Origin of the sequence: Psychromonas sp. 14N.309.X.WAT.B.A12 (assembly GCF_030397575.1) — a bacterium.
GTDB lineage: Bacteria > Pseudomonadota > Gammaproteobacteria > Enterobacterales > Psychromonadaceae > Psychromonas.
Map to the genome: position 1 here is coordinate 251,904 of NZ_JAPNXS010000006.1, position 17,037 is coordinate 268,940.

18 protein-coding genes and 2 pseudogenes are annotated in these 17,037 nt (G+C 36.7%); 14 read left to right on the plus strand and 6 right to left on the minus strand.

The features are described 5' to 3' along the window. The first annotated feature begins 6 nt into the window (after window positions 1-6). Both OW492_RS10145 and OW492_RS10150 read left to right on the plus strand, forming a co-directional pair. The gene (locus OW492_RS10145; RefSeq protein WP_290039843.1) at window positions 7-729 is read left to right on the plus strand and encodes a heparan-alpha-glucosaminide N-acetyltransferase; all 723 of its coding nucleotides are present in this window, start codon (window positions 7-9) and stop codon (window positions 727-729) included. A gap of 135 nt (window positions 730-864) precedes the next feature. Next, on the plus strand, window positions 865-2,112 hold the full coding sequence (locus OW492_RS10150) for a leucine-rich repeat-containing protein kinase family protein (protein ID WP_290039844.1): 1,248 nt from the start codon (window positions 865-867) through the stop codon (window positions 2,110-2,112). 65 nt (window positions 2,113-2,177) lie between these two features. Here the strand turns inward: OW492_RS10150 and OW492_RS10155 are convergent, their stop codons facing one another. After that, window positions 2,178-3,305, minus strand: coding sequence for a M14-type cytosolic carboxypeptidase (locus OW492_RS10155; RefSeq protein ID WP_290039845.1), 1,128 nt, complete (start codon window positions 3,303-3,305; stop codon window positions 2,178-2,180). 217 nt (window positions 3,306-3,522) lie between these two features. Between OW492_RS10155 and OW492_RS10160 the strand changes: the two genes are divergently transcribed. After that, a complete protein-coding gene (locus tag OW492_RS10160; RefSeq protein ID WP_290039846.1) occupies window positions 3,523-4,383 on the plus strand; it encodes a polysaccharide lyase family 7 protein in 861 nt (286 codons plus the stop codon). Between the two features lie 90 nt (window positions 4,384-4,473). Here the strand turns inward: OW492_RS10160 and queE are convergent, their stop codons facing one another. After that, window positions 4,474-5,151: a 7-carboxy-7-deazaguanine synthase QueE gene (queE, locus tag OW492_RS10165; protein ID WP_290039847.1), complete on the minus strand. Its 678-nt coding sequence runs from the start codon at window positions 5,149-5,151 to the stop codon at window positions 4,474-4,476. An 86-nt stretch (window positions 5,152-5,237) separates the two neighbouring features. Between queE and queC the strand changes: the two genes are divergently transcribed. The 3 genes from queC (at window position 5,238) to OW492_RS10180 (ending at window position 7,459) form a co-directional block, all read left to right on the plus strand. Then, window positions 5,238-5,900: a 7-cyano-7-deazaguanine synthase QueC gene (gene queC, locus OW492_RS10170; protein WP_290039848.1), complete on the plus strand. Its 663-nt coding sequence runs from the start codon at window positions 5,238-5,240 to the stop codon at window positions 5,898-5,900. Window positions 5,901-5,928: 28 nt separating this feature from the next. Continuing rightward, window positions 5,929-6,582, plus strand: a complete 654-nt coding sequence (locus OW492_RS10175) for a cupin domain-containing protein (protein WP_290039849.1) — start codon at window positions 5,929-5,931, stop codon at window positions 6,580-6,582. Between the two features lie 172 nt (window positions 6,583-6,754). Continuing rightward, window positions 6,755-7,459: a DUF3581 domain-containing protein gene (locus tag OW492_RS10180; RefSeq protein ID WP_290039850.1), complete on the plus strand. Its 705-nt coding sequence runs from the start codon at window positions 6,755-6,757 to the stop codon at window positions 7,457-7,459. 88 nt (window positions 7,460-7,547) lie between these two features. Here OW492_RS10180 and OW492_RS10185 read toward each other — a convergent pair whose 3' ends face one another. Then, window positions 7,548-8,708 (minus strand): alpha-hydroxy acid oxidase, encoded by a 1,161-nt coding sequence (locus OW492_RS10185; protein WP_290039851.1) that lies wholly within the window; start codon window positions 8,706-8,708, stop codon window positions 7,548-7,550. Between the two features lie 123 nt (window positions 8,709-8,831). Between OW492_RS10185 and OW492_RS10190 the strand changes: the two genes are divergently transcribed. The 6 genes from OW492_RS10190 to OW492_RS10215 all read left to right on the plus strand — a co-directional run bounded on the left by OW492_RS10190 (window position 8,832) and on the right by OW492_RS10215 (window position 13,051). Further along, the gene (locus OW492_RS10190) at window positions 8,832-9,731 is read left to right on the plus strand and encodes a LysR family transcriptional regulator (protein ID WP_290039852.1); all 900 of its coding nucleotides are present in this window, start codon (window positions 8,832-8,834) and stop codon (window positions 9,729-9,731) included. 170 nt (window positions 9,732-9,901) lie between these two features. After that, window positions 9,902-10,399 carry an Hsp20 family protein gene (locus OW492_RS10195; RefSeq protein ID WP_290039853.1) on the plus strand — a complete coding sequence of 166 codons (498 nt, stop codon included), beginning with the start codon at window positions 9,902-9,904 and terminating at the stop codon, window positions 10,397-10,399. Window positions 10,400-10,807: 408 nt separating this feature from the next. Continuing rightward, on the plus strand, window positions 10,808-11,704 hold the full coding sequence (locus OW492_RS10200) for a hypothetical protein (protein WP_290039854.1): 897 nt from the start codon (window positions 10,808-10,810) through the stop codon (window positions 11,702-11,704). 2 nt (window positions 11,705-11,706) lie between these two features. Beyond that, entirely contained in the window at window positions 11,707-12,255 is a 549-nt protein-coding gene (locus tag OW492_RS10205) for an ATP/GTP-binding protein (protein ID WP_290039855.1), read from the plus strand. A gap of 5 nt (window positions 12,256-12,260) precedes the next feature. Further along, window positions 12,261-12,674 (plus strand): roadblock/LC7 domain-containing protein, encoded by a 414-nt coding sequence (locus OW492_RS10210; RefSeq protein ID WP_290039856.1) that lies wholly within the window; start codon window positions 12,261-12,263, stop codon window positions 12,672-12,674. Between the two features lie 17 nt (window positions 12,675-12,691). Beyond that, complete coding sequence (locus OW492_RS10215; RefSeq protein WP_290039857.1) at window positions 12,692-13,051, plus strand: roadblock/LC7 domain-containing protein; 360 nt, start codon at window positions 12,692-12,694, stop codon at window positions 13,049-13,051. Window positions 13,052-13,528: 477 nt separating this feature from the next. Here the strand turns inward: OW492_RS10215 and OW492_RS10220 are convergent, their stop codons facing one another. After that, complete coding sequence (locus OW492_RS10220; RefSeq protein WP_290039858.1) at window positions 13,529-14,539, minus strand: transposase; 1,011 nt, start codon at window positions 14,537-14,539, stop codon at window positions 13,529-13,531. Between the two features lie 397 nt (window positions 14,540-14,936). Between OW492_RS10220 and OW492_RS10225 the strand changes: the two genes are divergently transcribed. Then, on the plus strand, window positions 14,937-15,191 hold the full coding sequence (locus OW492_RS10225) for a hypothetical protein (protein WP_290039859.1): 255 nt from the start codon (window positions 14,937-14,939) through the stop codon (window positions 15,189-15,191). Window positions 15,192-15,469: 278 nt separating this feature from the next. Beyond that, a complete protein-coding gene (locus OW492_RS10230) occupies window positions 15,470-16,126 on the plus strand; it encodes a DUF1043 family protein (RefSeq protein ID WP_290039860.1) in 657 nt (218 codons plus the stop codon). 317 nt (window positions 16,127-16,443) lie between these two features. On the opposite strand, the pseudogene OW492_RS10235 reads toward OW492_RS10230, so the two are convergent. Together OW492_RS10235 and OW492_RS10240 are read right to left on the minus strand one after the other, a co-directional pair. Next, window positions 16,444-16,579 (minus strand): annotated as a pseudogene (locus tag OW492_RS10235) (transposase); the annotation flags it as partial. Between the two features lie 69 nt (window positions 16,580-16,648). Further along, a pseudogene (locus OW492_RS10240) lies at window positions 16,649-17,037 on the minus strand (hypothetical protein); the annotation flags it as partial.

A 17,037-nucleotide genomic window follows, 5' to 3' on the forward strand; every position in this document is an offset into this window, starting at 1 on the left:
TAATACATGGTTATACAGAAAAACACTCCCCACCTAAGGCTAAAAGAGCGCATCTTTGAAGTGGATTTATTACGTGGAAGTGCCATTATATTGATGGTCATCTTCCACTTTTGTTATAACCTAGCTGTGTTTGACTGGTGGGATATTAATACAAGTACACAACTTGAATGGCGTATCTTTAGAAGAGTTATTGTCAGCGGTTTTTTACTTGCCGTAGGTATGAGCAGTTACCTCGTCTATTCGCAGCAAATCCGATGGCTCAAATTAACTAAATCGACAATGAAACTAGTGTTTGTAGCTTGGTTAATCACTGTCGGCAGCGTATTCATGTACCCTAATGCTTGGGTCTACTTCGGTATTATCCACTTTATTGCAGTGGCTCTCCCTATTGCAGCTATATTTTCACGCTTTCCAAACATTGCGCTTATTTTAGGCGTGAGCTGCTTAATTACCTACCAACTAGGCTGGATTAGTATGAAGCCAATATGGGAGTGGTCAGTTCACAATCTACATATCCCAACGAAAACTATCGACCTAGTAAGCTTTGTCCCGTGGATTGCATCGGTATTAATTGGCATATATTTAATGCATAAGTCATTATTTAACCTAAAAATACAAAACAATAATATTACCAATAGCTTAGCGAGATTAGGTCAACACTCATTGGCCATTTATATACTACATCAACCTATTATGTACGGGATAATGCTAGTCATCAGTAAAGCATAAATAAAAAACTCATCTATTATTATCGCGAGTCCCCCACTTTGGTCAGCTTCAAGGCATCTTCAAACGGGCACTCATCCACTATTTATTATATTATGTTGCTACTTACTTAAATGTACCGTTATTAGGAAACTTATTTTGCATACGCTTGCACAGTTAAAATCTGGGAAATTACTTGGAATTAAACGTTTACAGTTAGTTGAATCGTTAACAGAGTTTCCAATGGAAATTTTAACTTTAGCCGATACCTTAGAAATATTAGACCTATCAAACAACCTGCTCAGTAGTTTGCCAAAAGAGATAGCGCAGCTTACTCATTTAAAGATTATTTTTGCCTCTAATAACCGTTTTACTGAATTGCCTGACGTATTAGGTACTTGTCCTAATTTAGAAATGGTTGGCTTTAAATCAAATCAAATTGTTACGGTTACCGGCGAATCATTACCGCAACAATTACGTTGGTTGATTTTAACTGATAACCAAATAACCCAACTACCAGAAGCACTAGGTTACCGGACTCGTTTACAAAAACTAGCTTTGGCCGGTAATCAACTTAAACGCTTGCCTAAAAGTACGGATCAACTATTAAATTTAGAGTTATTACGTATCTCTGCGAATCAATTATTGGCATTTCCGATCCAAGTGTTAAACCTGCCTAAACTAGCTTGGTTTGCCTTTGCTGGTAATCCATTCTGCTGTAACGAACAAAAACAGCATGCAATTCCTATGATTGATGCCTCGCAATTTGAATTACAAGAAGTGCTTGGTCAAGGTGCCTCAGGCATTATTTATAAAGCCAAGTGGGCTGCAACAGCTAACCAGGATAAAGCTTACCCTACGGAGATCGCTGTTAAAGTCTTTAAAGGCGAAGTAACGAGTGATGGTTATCCTCAAGATGAACTGGATGCTTGCCTAAGAGTGGGAGAACACCGTAATTTAGTCAAACCGATTGCTCAAGTTGCTCAACCAGAACAATTAGCCTTAGTAATGGAGCTGATTCCAGCATGCTTTAAAAACCTAGGTTTACCACCTAATTTTGATACTTGTACTCGCGATACCTTTGCAACCGGATTTGAGTTACCTATCTCAACCATCAAAAAATTAGTCGAGCAGATGCAAACCGTGTTTGAGCACTTACATGATAAGCAGGTTTGCCATGGTGATTTATATGCTCACAACACACTATTTGATACACAGGGCAATATTATTTTTGGAGACTTTGGTGCAGCCAGTACTTATCAAGGGTTGTTACCTATTATTCAAAGCACTATTAAAGAGATAGAAGAACGAGCGTTAATTCACTTTATTGACGATCTATTAAGTGTTTGCCGTGCTGAAGATAAAGAAGACCATGAATATCTAGCGCTAAAAGTATTAACCCAATAAGGCTTAATGGACAGTAACTGAGTAACTTAAAGACTTTAAGTTACTCAGGCATCTAAAATAGTAGATTAACGCAAGTCATCCACTACAGCTAACATTGCTACTAATGATGCCTCCCCAAGTTTGACAGAGCGCTCTGGAGACCACCCCATAGTAGGATCTGGCACGTTATCGTTATCCTTAAACGGCATTTCTAATGTGTTGGCTAAACAATCAAATTGCTCTGCGACCCAGTTTGTTGCTACTGTCATATTCGCTTCACCTGGTGCATCAACGTCATAACCAAACTCAGATTGAAAATCTGCACTCGCTAACTTAAATACTTCAGAGAATTTATCACGTAGCTGAGCAAGTCGATCACTGTAACTTGGCGTCCCCTGTGAACCCGCAAGAAACACAAATGGTAAAGCCTCATCGCCGTGCACATCATAAAAGAGATCAACCCCTGTTTCTTTCATTTTATTAATAACATGAAAGACTTCTGGGCTTTTTTCTAGACTTGGGTTTAACCATTCTCGGTTTAAGTTAATGCCAGCTGCATTAGTACGTAAATGCCCACGTACGCTTCCATCTGGATTCATATTAGGCACGATGTAGAAATTCGCTTTATCCAACAATAATTTAGCCGTTGCATTATCACTGTCTAATAAACTGTGTAGCAAACCGTCCACTAACCATTCCGCCATGGTTTCACCAGGATGTTGACGTGCAGTTATCCAAATATTACGCTTATTAGGATCATCATCCCCTACTTTAACCAATGTTAAATCACGCTTATCTAAGGTTTCTCCTAAATGAGCTAAACTAACTAGCGGGTGCATTTGCACTGCAGCTAATAAATCTTGATGGCGTTCGTAACTATAAGGTGCGAAATAAGCAATTTGTATATTTTCGCAATCCATATTAACCACAATGCTTAATTTACCATCTTTATAGAAAGTTGGTAAACGGAACCAGTGTTGACGATCATAAGAAGCGACGGCTTGGTAATTTTCCCAGCCTTCTAAATAAGAAGCCTCACCAGCATTAACAATATTCAATACATATTGTTCGCCTACTTCTCCTTCTACACGAAAGTTAAACCATTGAAAAAACTCGTTACCGACATCTGGGCGAATAGCGAGTTGAACATCTTTTTTATCTTCCAAATTAATGACTTCGATGTTCCCTGAATCGAAATTAGCGGTAATTCGCATAACCTTTCCTTTATGAATATCTTAAAGAGTTTTGAGCATAACTGATTACACCATAACAACAAGTCTTTAAGATAATGCGCTAGGTCATAAACAATTAAAAAAGATAAATATGATAACCAAAATTTGCGCTCACGCTCATCACTGGCTGACTTGATATGCTAATTTAAATTAATACTACAATATGACTAGATTATTAAAATGAATAAGGCAATTAACGATGCAACATAACCAATTTATTATTCCAGTATTACTCGCATTTACTTCTTTCGCTCAGGCTAACGTAACGTTCTCAAACCCTGATGGTAGCTTAGGCGAACCGGTTAACTATTCGCAGTTTCAGTCCGTTTTGAAAGCCTCTGAATTACAGATTTCAGACCCTGAAGGTAAAAAAGGTAACAAGGAATATTTTGCATTAGATGGTGACTTCAGTGGCATTGTGAATCCTTACTTTTATGTTGATAAAAACAGTGAAGCCTTAGTGTTTAAGATGAAGCAAACACACCTACGTAATGAAGTGCGCGTTCATAACAACTTTCGTACCGACTTACCTAATAAACATTACACACTCAGTGCAGAAGTAGAGATTATTGATCCAATGGGTTCGATGAAAGATTCTGATTCTAAACAGAATGAGATCACCTTCTTACAGGTACACAACAAAGGTTTAGATAACCAAGGCACACATAATGTGCCACATCCATTATTGCGTGTTGTTTGGAAAGAGAATAACAACGGCGTAAAAGGTCACTTTTGGGGTATTGTGAAAAATAATGCAGTTATTTGTAAAGGGACTTTTGGTAAAAAGAATAAAGATAAAGAGATGTGTAAGGCAGATGTTGCTTATAAGAAATATGACTTAGGCAAAGCACCAATTGGTAAAGCAACAGCATTTGATATCACGGTAGGAAATAAAAAACTGCTGATTGACGTCGATGGTGAACGTCTTGTAGAGCATGATATCGATTACTGGCGCCATCTACTAAGCTACTTTAAAGCAGGTGTTTATAATCAATTTACCAATGGTATGAGTGAAGCACACTTCTACAAATTACAATACAAAGCGATTGAAACTGAGTAAATCAATAACGAGTATTAACCTTTGTGCGCCTTATAAGCAGGGTTAACACTTCACTTCCGCTACAAAATAGAACCAATAAATGCTAATAGACTAATCAATCTGTAAATACTTATGCATTTGTACCGATAAACGCCAATTACGCTCGATACACACTTTCATACATAAAGCCGTTGCCTTGGCTTTTTGTGAGATGGGCTGCAAGCTAATGGTTTTATCGGATACTGACTTTAGTTTTGCTAATAGTGCATCTAATTGTTCAATATCCTTTTCAGTACCCACTGGGTGCTTAATTTCATTGGCGCGTTGCAAGGCCTCTTTTAACACCTCTTTTTTACCGCGCATATTTACTTTAGGCGATAACGTCACCCAAGTTTGTTGATCCACTAATACCGGGTAAGTTCCACTTGTTTCAATTTGAATCGTAAAACCAAACTCATGCAACACTTGAGTAAGCTCTCGTAGGTCATACATACAAGGCTCACCGCCAGTGATCACGATTAAATTAGCGGTATAACCTAAACGTTTTATTTCATCAACAATCTCTTTAGCAGAACAGTCAGCCCAACGGTCAGACTCATTACTTTTATCCGTAACAATAACTAAATCAGACTTTTTATCCGGATCAATTTCCCAAGTATGCTTAGTATCACACCATGCACAGCCAACATCACAACCTTGTAAACGAATAAAAATAGCAGGCACCCCAGTATAAAAACCTTCGCCTTGAATAGTTTGAAATAATTCATTTACTTTATAGTTTTGACTCATTGACGTAACATGCCTTCTTTTGAATATACTTGCTCACTTTTTATTTGGGCTGTTTATAAGTGAATACAATAGGAAACACAAGCGTTATGAGCAAAAAGGTCGTGGTTATTTATTCTGGTGGTATGGACTCTTATACTGTTTTACATAAAGCCATTGAAGAAGGGTTAACCCCTTTTGCGCTTACTTTTGATTATGGTCAGCGCCATGTAAAAGAGATTCAAATGGCCAGTGAGGTTTGTGAATCACTTAATATCAACCATAAAATTATCGACATCACTGCAATTAACCAATTAATTGGCGGGTCTTCTCTCACAGATAGCTCTATTGAGGTCGCAACGGGTGATTATGACAATAACAACATGGTGAATACCGTGGTGCCTAACCGCAATATGATCTTACTTTCTTTAGCAGTGGGTTACGCAGTTTCTATTGGTGCTGAAAAAGTATATTACGGAGCACATTCAGGTGACCATGAAATCTACCCTGATTGCCGCCCTATCTTTGTTGAAAAAATGAATGAAGTAGCAGCAGTAGCTAATTACGAAAAAACAGAAATTCACTCACCTTACTTGAAGAGCGATAAAGTAGGCATCTTAAAAGATGGACTCAGAATGGGCCTAGATTACAGCAAAACATGGACCTGTTATAACGGTCGTGAAAAAGCCTGTGGCGAATGTGGTAGCTGTAAAGAACGTTTAGAAGCCTTCGCTAAGAATGGCTTAAGCGACCCAATTAGCTACGAAGCTTAAGTATAAAGGTTTAATACTAAGGAATAATATGGCTAATATTAATATCGACTTTACCCAAAAGGTAGTCATCAATACGCAACAACAAGATTGGATAAAAAGTCCAATGGCGGGCGTATTGCGTAAACCATTAGCCAGATCCGAAGATGAAGTGCACATAACTAGTATTGTAGAATATGCCCCGCAGTCATACTTTAGTGAGCCCCCTCATCCACAAGGTGAAGAAATTTTTGTATTAGAAGGTGTATTTTCTGACCAAGATGGCGATTATCCAGCAGGTACTTACCTACGTAACCCTCCAAACAGTCGCCATAAACCTTTCAGTGAACCGGGTTGTTTAATTTTTGTAAAACTCAATCAATTTGATGATACTGACTGCCAAACTATACGTATCAATACGCAACAAGCTCCTTGGTTACAGGGTATCGGTAATTTACAAGTGATGCCTTTGCATGACTTTGAAGGGCAACATACTGCACTGGTGAAATGGCCAGCAGGAGAACATTTTAAACCACATAAACATTTTGGAGGGGAGGAGATCTTAGTCATTTCAGGAACTTTCCAAGATGAGTTTGGTCTTTACCCAAGACATACTTGGATTCGCAGCCCACACATGAGTGAACACAATCCGTTTGTTGAAGAAGAAACAATCATTTTGGTTAAGACAGGTCACCTACCGATATAGCCCGCTTTATAGATAGAGGGTAACGGTTAATAAAACAAGCAGGATCAGCGCCAATATTCAACTATTTCAAGCTCTGCTATTCCAAATCAATGATTTTTTTTATAAAATGTGAAGTTACGCCTTTATTTGGCATGCTTTTTCCTATTCATACGTTTTAAATCAGAGAGCTGAAATGTTACTAGATCCTTATTATATCCAGCAAGACAGCAACATCACCATCAGTGCAGAGCAAGCAAGCATTTTTGCCAAAAAAGAATGCCAAGACTTTAACCCTATCCATGATCCTGACTCAAAAAGATTCTGTGTACCTGGCGATCTATTGTTTTCATTAGCATTAAAAGAATACGGTGTAAGCAAATCAATGAGCTTCACTTTCACCAACATGGTAGGTGACAATATTCCATTAACTTTCCCTGAAGCAACAAGCGACGATATTATTGTCACTAATGCGCAAGGCAAAAGCGTACTAGAAATCAGCAAGTCAGGTGAAATGACACGAGACCTAGACTTAATTGAATCGTTAATAAAAAACTACGTTGTATTTTCTGGTCAAAACTTCCCAGCGCTATTAATGCCGTTAATGAAAAAACATCAAGTCATGTTTAACCCAGCTCGTCCATTAGTGATGTACAACAGCATGAGCTTTGAATTTGATAGTCTTACCTTGACCAATCCCCTGCGCGTAGAATTAGCTGAAAGTAAGCTTGAAGTGGAATCAAAACGTGCTAACGAATTCTTACATTTTGATATTTATGACGGTGATAAAATCATTGGGCGTGGTATTAAAACCGTAGTTGTTGGTGGTTTAAAACCTTATGACCATGATGCTATTACCGCCTTTGCTGATAATTACCTAGCAAATCGTAACGCATTTTAATCTAGCGTTAATCCCCCTAAAATGGCACCAACATATTAATGATTGGTGCTTATATTTATTATTCTGAACAGCTAAACCTCACAACACATTAACGAAATCGCAAATTATCACTGGATAATTGGTCTATTGATGTTTTCCCCATCAACTTCATATCTCGCTCCAACTCTGCTCGCATCAAACCTAATGCTCTTTCAACACCTGGTTGACCAGCAGCTGCCAATGGGTATAAATACATTCGCCCTATTCCTACTGCTTTTGCACCCAGTGACAAGGCTTTTAAAACATGGGTTCCACGCTGTATTCCACTATCAAAAATCACATCAATCTCATCGCCAACCTCTTCTACAATTTCAGCTAACTGATCAAAAGAACTGCGAGATCCATCTAACTGTCGGCCGCCATGATTAGAGATGACAATACCTGTACAACCTATTTCGACAGCTTTTCTTGCATCCTCCTTACTCATGATCCCTTTCAAACAAAATTGACCATCCCAAAATTTCACCATCTCAGCGACATCATCCCAATTCATTGACGGATCTAGCATAGTCGTAAAGTAGTCACCAATCGACGTAGCTCCGCTCCCCATATTCACATGTTGATCAAGTTGAGGCAGGCTAAAAGGCTCATGAGTTACATAATTAATTCCCCACATCGGCTTCAATACAAACTGCAACATACCACTTAAATTCAGCCTAAATGGAATTGAAAAACCCGTTCTTAAATCACGCTCGCGGTTGCCTCCTGTGATGGAATCAACGGTTAGCATCATGACTTCTACCCCGGCTGATTTAGCACGCTCCATCATTGCTTTATTCAAAGCCCGGTCTTTATGAAAATAGAATTGATAAACTTGTGGTGTATTGGTCTGTTTAGCTATTTCCTCCATGCTGACAGTGCCTAATGAAGACACGCCAAACATAGTCCCGTATTTCTCTGCAGCCGCTGCTACAGCTCTCTCACCTTGATGATGAAATAAACGTTGTAATGCCGTAGGTGAACAATATATTGGCATATCTAGTTTTTGCCCCATTACTGTTACTGATAAATCTACCTCTTTAACCCCTGTTAATACATTCGGTATTAAGTCACAGGTTTCAAAAGCACTGCTATTACGACGGTAAGTGGTTTCATCATCAGCCCCACCATCAATATAATTAAAAATAGGACTGGGCAAACGCTTTTTTGCCAAGGTACGAAAATCTTGAAAGTTATGGCAGTCTTTTAATCTCATGAATAACAAGGTCACAGCAGTATTCCTTCTTTATTGAGTATTTGTGAATCAGCACCTGTCATTCACTATAGTCCTGGTTTTATTTACGATAAATACAACATAAAATAATAAACTCTTTCCCAAAACGTCGTAATCACTATGAACTCAGCAGATTTAACCTTATTTGTATACGTGGCGGACAATGGATCTTTCAGTAAAGCAGCACAACTCGCTGATTTATCAACGCCAGCATTAAGCAAAAGAATTACCAAATTAGAGCAAGCATTAGGGGTACAATTAATTCACCGTACCACGCGACGCCTGAGTTTGACGGAAGCTGGAGAAAACTTATATATTCATGCCAAAAATATTGAGGGGCAAGTCAGTGATGCTATTGCCTCTGTTTCTGCTTTTAGCCAAGGGTTAAGTGGTCATATCAAAATATCTGTTCCCACTATCTCTGGCGAATTGCTACTGGCCGAAGCAATTGCTGATTTTTGTGACTTGTATCCTAATATTACTGTGGATATACGCCTTGAAAATAACTTTGTTAACTTAGTTGAGGAAGGGTTAGATTTAGCAGTACGTACTGGTACATTAGAAGACTCGAGTTTAATTGCAAAGCCGTTAATTCAATCTAACTGGGTAGTGTGTTGTTCACCCGACTATCAAAAAAAGCACGGTGAAGTGACAAGCCTTGAAGACTTAAAAACACGCAATTGCCTTGCTTATACTTATCAGGCTCAAGGTTCTTTCGATTGGCGGTTTACTAAAGATGGCATAGCAGAAACGGTGCGTATTAGCGGTAATTTAGCCACTAACAACGCGCAAGCATTACGTAAAGCAGCATTAGCTGGATTTGGCATCGTTTACGTACCTCGGTGTTGTGTGTATCCAGATTTACAAAAAGGCGAACTCGTTACCATTCTCCCTGATTATACGCCAAGGCAACTCGGTGTTTACGCCATCTATCCTTTCACCAAACATTTACCAGAAAAACTAAAACGCTTAATCGCGCATATTAAACAAGCCTATCAACACAAAAAAGAATATTTTTAGTCAAACAAAAAATAAGACGAATACACTCTTTATAAATTTTATTAAAAAATTTTACTTTAGCTCTTGAAAACTATTTTTAGCCACCCTAAATATAATAGTGTGATGCGATGACACATTGATAACGACTCATCGCTTATTGTTTTATTTTATTTACTCCAAGGAGACTTATTATGAATACAATTGATTTAACTCCTCTTTACCGCAACAGTGTTGGCTTTGATCGTTTAGCCTCATTGATTGATAACGCATTAAGCACAGATACAAAAGCATCAGGTTATCCACCTTATAATATCGAAGTCCTGGGTGAAAATGAGTATACGATATCACTTGCCGTAGCAGGTTTCTCACAAGACGAGTTAGATATTCAAGTTGAAAAAGGCGTATTAAGTATTTCAGGCAATAAACATAATACGCAAGAAGAGCGCAAATATTTACATCAAGGGATTCCAAATCAATCTTTTGAACGTAAATTCAATTTAGCAGATTATGTTGAAGTAACAGGCGCAGATCTCTCTAATGGTTTGTTAAATATTAACTTGGTCAAAGAGATCCCAGAAACCATGAAACCTAAAAAGATTTCAATCAATCAAGTGGATAAATCTTTAACTCACCAAAAACAAGAAAAAGTGATTAATGATAACAGTAAAAATAAAGACAAAGTCGCTTAAAAGCTTTTTATCAATAGGATAAAGTGGGCATACAATAGAGGCAGTCAAACTGCCTCTATACTGAAGACAGCCTTAAAGTTATTGAAACCATACATCGCACATTCAACTATAACGCTAATGATGAATAGCGACATCTGATATGAAAAGATGAGTATTAACAATGACTCGTAAAATATAAATATAATATGATTAAAAACGCCACTAAAAATATTAGGCATTAAAAATTTATAGGCACATTACACTTCCGTTTTTTAAAGAAGTTCTACATTACATACTCAAACAAAATAACTATTAATAATTTAAGAGCGCTAATTATTGTTATTCTTTGTATTTTCCCCTATATAAATCATAATTACATGTATAATATTACCTAATTTAAGTAAGCTGCAATTGAGGTTGGATGTGAATATGGACATAACACATAAAGAATTATCAAATAGTAATAATAGCGATTTATATCTTTCAATTCTTCTTAAAAATACCCCTGAAGAAAAAACAGCTGTTTTACGGGAATACCGTAAAAGAATGGATAAAGAGAAAGGTTTAGAACACTCTTTGTTACAACAAAATAATGATGTTATGACAGCGGTTCAAAACTTAGTTGATTCTTCAAATGAAAAACAAATTTTAATTTCTCTCGAAATAGAGAATATATTATTGTCTGAACTTGAATCTTGTCAACAAGTAATTGATAAACATAAAGTATTAATAAAGAGTTTAGAAAAACAGCTTATTCAAAAACGTGAAAATGAAAAATCTGTCATTCAATCGATTAGAAAGTTTAAAGAAGACAACCAAAGAGAGATGGCTAGATTAGTCACCTCTCATCAAGAAGAGTTATCAAGATTAACAGCCTCTCATCAAGAAGAACTCAGAAAAATAACTGACAATGAAAAATCTCCGTCATTTGATATTAATTCACTTCCTTTTGAATCAGAAGCCCCTATTGAAAATATTGTTTTTGATAAAGCATTAGCAACAGAGACAACTACCCAACCTGAAACCGAAAAGCTTTTTTATAAACTAACTACTTGGCCAGATTTTAATGATTTGACAAAAGGGGATAGAATTATTCCATTAGCGACCCGATTAATGGCACAGCAAATGTCTTTAAAACAAATGGAAAACTTTTTAGGTGGCCCAACTGAAAAGCAGAGGTTATTGCGATTTATTGATGAATTGACTTCAATTGGTTTATTAACCAGTACAAATACTAAAGAAGAACCACAAACTATAAATGATAAACCAGAAAAAAATAATCGATTACAGTTATTCAAACGCATTCGTTCATCATTAGGGATTTAGTAATGACACAATTAACAGAAAAAATAATTTTTGCAGGATCAATGGGCTCAGGCAAGACAACTGCAATAAAGTCAATTAGTGAAATAGAGCCAGTATCAACAGAAGTTGATAATAATGATACAGAACAAAGCAATAAAGAATTAACCACTATGGCAATGGACTTTGGCACTTTAACATTAAGTGATGAATCTAAGCTTTTACTTTATGGTACACCAGGTCAAGAACGATTAAGCTTTATGTGGTCAGTTATTTCTGATGGGGCATTAGGCGTTATTATTTTAATCGATAACTCTATATCAACCCCTTTATCTAACCTAGATATATACCTAAATGGTTTCTCTGATTTAATTACTCAATCAAAAGCAGTCATAGGCATTACTAAAAGAGACCTAAATGATGAAGTTGATGTTTTAGCTTATCATGACTACCTCAAATCAAAGGGTCTATCTATACCTGTATTTACTGTTGATGTACGACAAAAAAACGACGTGCTGATATTATTAGATGGTTTAATTAGTCTTTGTGAATCAAAATATACTCTAGGAGAATGAATATAATGCTTTTAGTTGAAAAATTTTTTGGGGCTAATAAAATTGATGAAATAAATTCAGTTTTACAAAGCTTTGTAGACAACACGCAACATATCAATTCAGCAGTTATTTCGACCACAGATGGCTTTTGTATTGCCTCTTCTAAGTCCAACAATATTTCAAATGAAAAGTTATCGGCGATGAGTGGTTCAATTCATGCCCTTGCGAAATCTATTTCTCATGAAATTTCAGGTGATGACTGTGACATGCTAATACTTGAAAGTAATTTGAAAAAAATAATTTGGTGTACAATACAAACTAAAGCAACTACAGTTGTTATGACGTTTATTTCTGAAGATAATAAACTACTTGGTGAGTTGCTTTTTTCAGCAAAGCAATGTTGCACGCTGATTCAAAACATTCTTAATGATGATAACTAAACTAACGGAAGAGAAAAATGGCAGATATTCAAAAAAGCTTAACTGAACTATTAGAAATTAATGGTTCTATTGCAGCATGTATTGTTGACAGTAACTCAGGCATGGTACTTGGTAAAGCAGGCGATGGTATTGATCTAGATTTAGCGGCTGCTGTAAATACAGAAGTAGTATCAGCTAAAAAACGTGCAATCAAGGAATTAAAGCTTGAAGATAGTATTGACGATATATTAATAACACTTAATAGACAATACCACATCATCACACCTGTAACTTCAAACCCTGACTTGTTTATTTATTTAGTATTAAACAAATCAGTTGCTAACTTAGCATTAGCACGTATTAAAGTTAACAGCGTTGAGTCTAGCTTAACAATATAAAACTCAAGATAATTTAAAATATAGATATCTATATTTTAAATTCTTGCTAAACAGAAAGAGTACCTTATCAATAAGCATACTCTTTTTTTATTTAAGCAAAAAACCTCATATCCATCCGTACATCTATTTTGTCAAAACAACTTCTCTAACCAGCCTGGGGCAGATCACACGCAGCCCATAACTTTTAAAATATGAAACATGATTGCTCAAATCCCTTATACTGGACAGCTTATACTGGAAACAGCTTATACTGGACAGCCAAATATTTAAAACACCTCTTATACTGGACAGCCAAATATTTAAAATATGAAACAGACCTAAATATGGTCACTCAAATCACTAGGGATATTAACGGATATACTTTTTAAGTGTCTAAAACAAATAAATAAGGCTCATTTTTAAATAAATCATGAATCTTGCGCATGGAAACCATTAGCGAATGCTAATTATGTTTTGATTGTGTCGGCTTACAGGAAATTAATGGGTTGGTCGTCGCAGTTGGTTTTTACTCGCTATCCAGCATTTACCCGTGTGCTCTGCGAATAATGCTAACTCTTCTAAAGAGCCAACTGCACCTTGGTAATCTTTACCAAATCGACTAGCTAGTGTTATCCAAGTCGCTTCATCTAAGCCAAGTTTACTAAGTAGTTGAGGATGATGATTAGCAATGGCTCCTCGCTTATCTTCTCTTAATATACGCCCACTCCAATCAACGAGCTCTAAATAATCTAATAAAGAAAAAGCAATGCCTTGCACGCTATTATCTGCATCACATTCACAGACATCACCAACAAAACCAAATAAAGGCTTTTTCTTAAAGTGATAGGCTGATGGGTTATCTTTTACTTGTGCCACGCCATGTATACGTTCATAAGCCGATGTATACTCAGCGTTTTCTACAGAATCATGCATCTTGGCGCGAATGGGGTTCAAATCGACGTAGGCCATGCAAGTGACTAACGCATCTTCATCTAACAACGCTTGAGACTTAAAACGCCCTTCCCAAAACCGGCCAGAGCATTTATCTTCTTTATTCGCTTTACGCGCTATAAATTCATTTAAGCAGCGCATAAACCAAGAAATATCAATTAGACGCTCTCGCCAGCCACTGATAACCGCTAACGCAGCTTTAGTTTCCGCGACTGAGCTTATTTGGTCACTCAACCACCGCTCAATCAAAACAGGTTTAGAATATAATTGACACCACCGTTCACATACCTCTTCATTCGTTAACTGATGATTAAGTTGTTCATCAACATGTAGCACTAAGTGATAGTGATTGGACATGATTGCATAGGCACAAATATCGATATTAAAAATAGAAGCCAAATAATGCATACGCTCAATGACCCACTGGCGTCGATGCTCAAAAGACGTTTCTGTATATATATCCTCACCACACAAATAAGCACGACGAACACAACGGGAAATACAATGATAGTAAGGAGTATCAGATAACGATACCTGAGATTGGCGTGACTGCGTCATAATAACTACCTCTTAGCATGTAAAACTACATCACTAAAAGATAGAAGAGTAATTATGCCCCGTCAAAAGTTATGGGTGTCTACTATTTTGTTTCTCTACTATTTTGTTTCTCTACTATTTTGTTTTAACTATTTTGTTTTAACTATTTTGTACTTTACTTTAGTTACACCTATATTTATTTACACCGCATATATTACACCTTCAAATACAACGTCAAATACAGCTGTAATTAGCAGTCTTATGCACAACATAAACAACAAGTAAAACTCAAAAAATAAGTAGTCAAAAAATTATGGATGTCACATACTTCCTCTTTCAGGTGATTTAGTTTCTGTAAGCAATGCTTATTGAAAATAACTAACGCCACAATAACATTGATATTTAAGGATATAAAATAATGGGATACAGCGACTTCGCAAATATCTTTTCAGATAAAACAACGTATAAACCAGTGGAAAAATTTGCACAGGAGCATAGCATCAATTTAGCTGAACTTAAGGCAACAACCACTGCAGTATTAAAAGAAAGTGGAAAGTTACCCGCTATTAAACATATCAATGCTTTTTTCGGTTTAAGTCGCCCACTGCCATTGTTTTCAACAAAAAATTACGTAGAACAAATCGAAGCAGAATTATCTATGGGTAATGACTAAATAGAGCAATGCTCATGGATGAGTTATTGATTGTGGAGGATATTATTGATTGTGGACAGCTAATATTTATTGCCGTGAAAAAACGATATATCTAAAATGTAGAGCTGAAAATATCAGACATCAAAGTTCTGGATGTCGCACACTTTCTGCTTTGATCACCTTATATAAACGCTATTTATAGTATAGTTAATCAATTATTAGCCAGATACAGAATAACTTTCATTATCAATAGCATTGATGCTTATCATCCACAACCATATCAATATAGGGAAATAAATATGAACGAATCGAATGAATTGATACCTTTACTCCTAGCGTTTATTGCCGGTGGTCTTATTGGCTTTCTTATTTATCATTTAACACTGGGCAGAAGCAAATCTTCTAAACAACAAGAAGAGCTCGATAAAAACAAAATAGAATTGGAAAAATACAAAGCACAAGTCAATGACCACTTTAATAGTAGCGCAGAACTAATGGGACAAGTGGCTAATAGCTATCAAGCTCTTTACAACCACATGGCAGACCAATCACAGTCATTGTTAGGTGAAACCGCAGCTACTCAATTTCCATTATTAAAAGAAACAGAGAACACAGGTGAAGAAATTGAAATCACTGAGACTGAAGTAAAAACAGATGAAGTTGAAATTACCGAAACTGAAGTGAAAACAGATGAAGTTGAAGCCACCGAAACTGAAGTGAAAACAGATGAAGTTGAAGCCACAGAAACTGAAGTGAAAACAGATGAAGTTGAAGCCACCGAAACAGAAGTGAAAACAGATGAAGTTGAAGCCACCGAAACTGAAGTTAAAACAGGTGAAGTTGAAGCCACCGAAACTGAAGTGAAACCAGAAGAAATTGAAATCACTGAAACTGAAGTAAAACCTGAAGAAGTTGAAGCAACTGCCTCTGAAATTAAAAAAGAAGAAACAAAGTAAAATTAATTAGAAACCTGTCAAAATGCAGTCATAATAATCATTACGACTGCACTCCTCCCATAAATGAATGATACTGTGAATGATACTGGACAGCCAAGACTTTTATGCCGACTTACAGGAAATTAAAGGATTTGTGGTCGCAGTTGGTTTTTACTCGCTATCCAGAAGTTACCTGTGTGCTCTTCGAATGACGCTAACTCTTCTAAAGAGCCAACTGCAACTTGGTAATCTTTACCAAATCGGCTGTCTAATGTTATCCAAGTCGCTTCATCTAAGCCAAGTTTACTAAGTAGTTGAGGATGATGATTAACAATGGTCCACTGGCGTCGATGCTCAAAAGACGTTTCTATATATATCATCACCACACAAATAAGCACGACAAACACAACGGGAAATACAATGGTCGGAAGGGGTATCAGATAACGATACCTGAGATTGGCGTGACTGCGTCATAACAACTACCTCTTAGCATGTAAAACTAAATCACTAAAAGATAGAAGAGTAATTATGACCCGTCAAAATTTATGGGTGTCCAGTATTTTTTAGTATTTTTCTTCTAAGTTTGGTGTCCAGTATTTTTCTTCTAAGTTTCGCTTTCTGTTTTAAATCATGCGTCACTTCATCTTCGCCTAAACTATCTTGTGCTTGATGACGTGCAAGTATGCGTTGACTTGCTCTGCGCAACTTCGCTTGTTTACGCTCAAGTTCATCAAATGTACCACTCCATTCTTTGCTAGCGTTTGATCTTATTTTACATCCATCGATGGCAAACATGTTTCGACCAATCAATCCTTCGCGGTCGCATATCATCAGAACTTGGGTAAAAAGTGGTTCAATTTGGTCTTTCATTTTAGCGACAAAACTTGCAATGGAAGTGAAGTGAGGTTGTTCATCACCCGATAAACTCATGA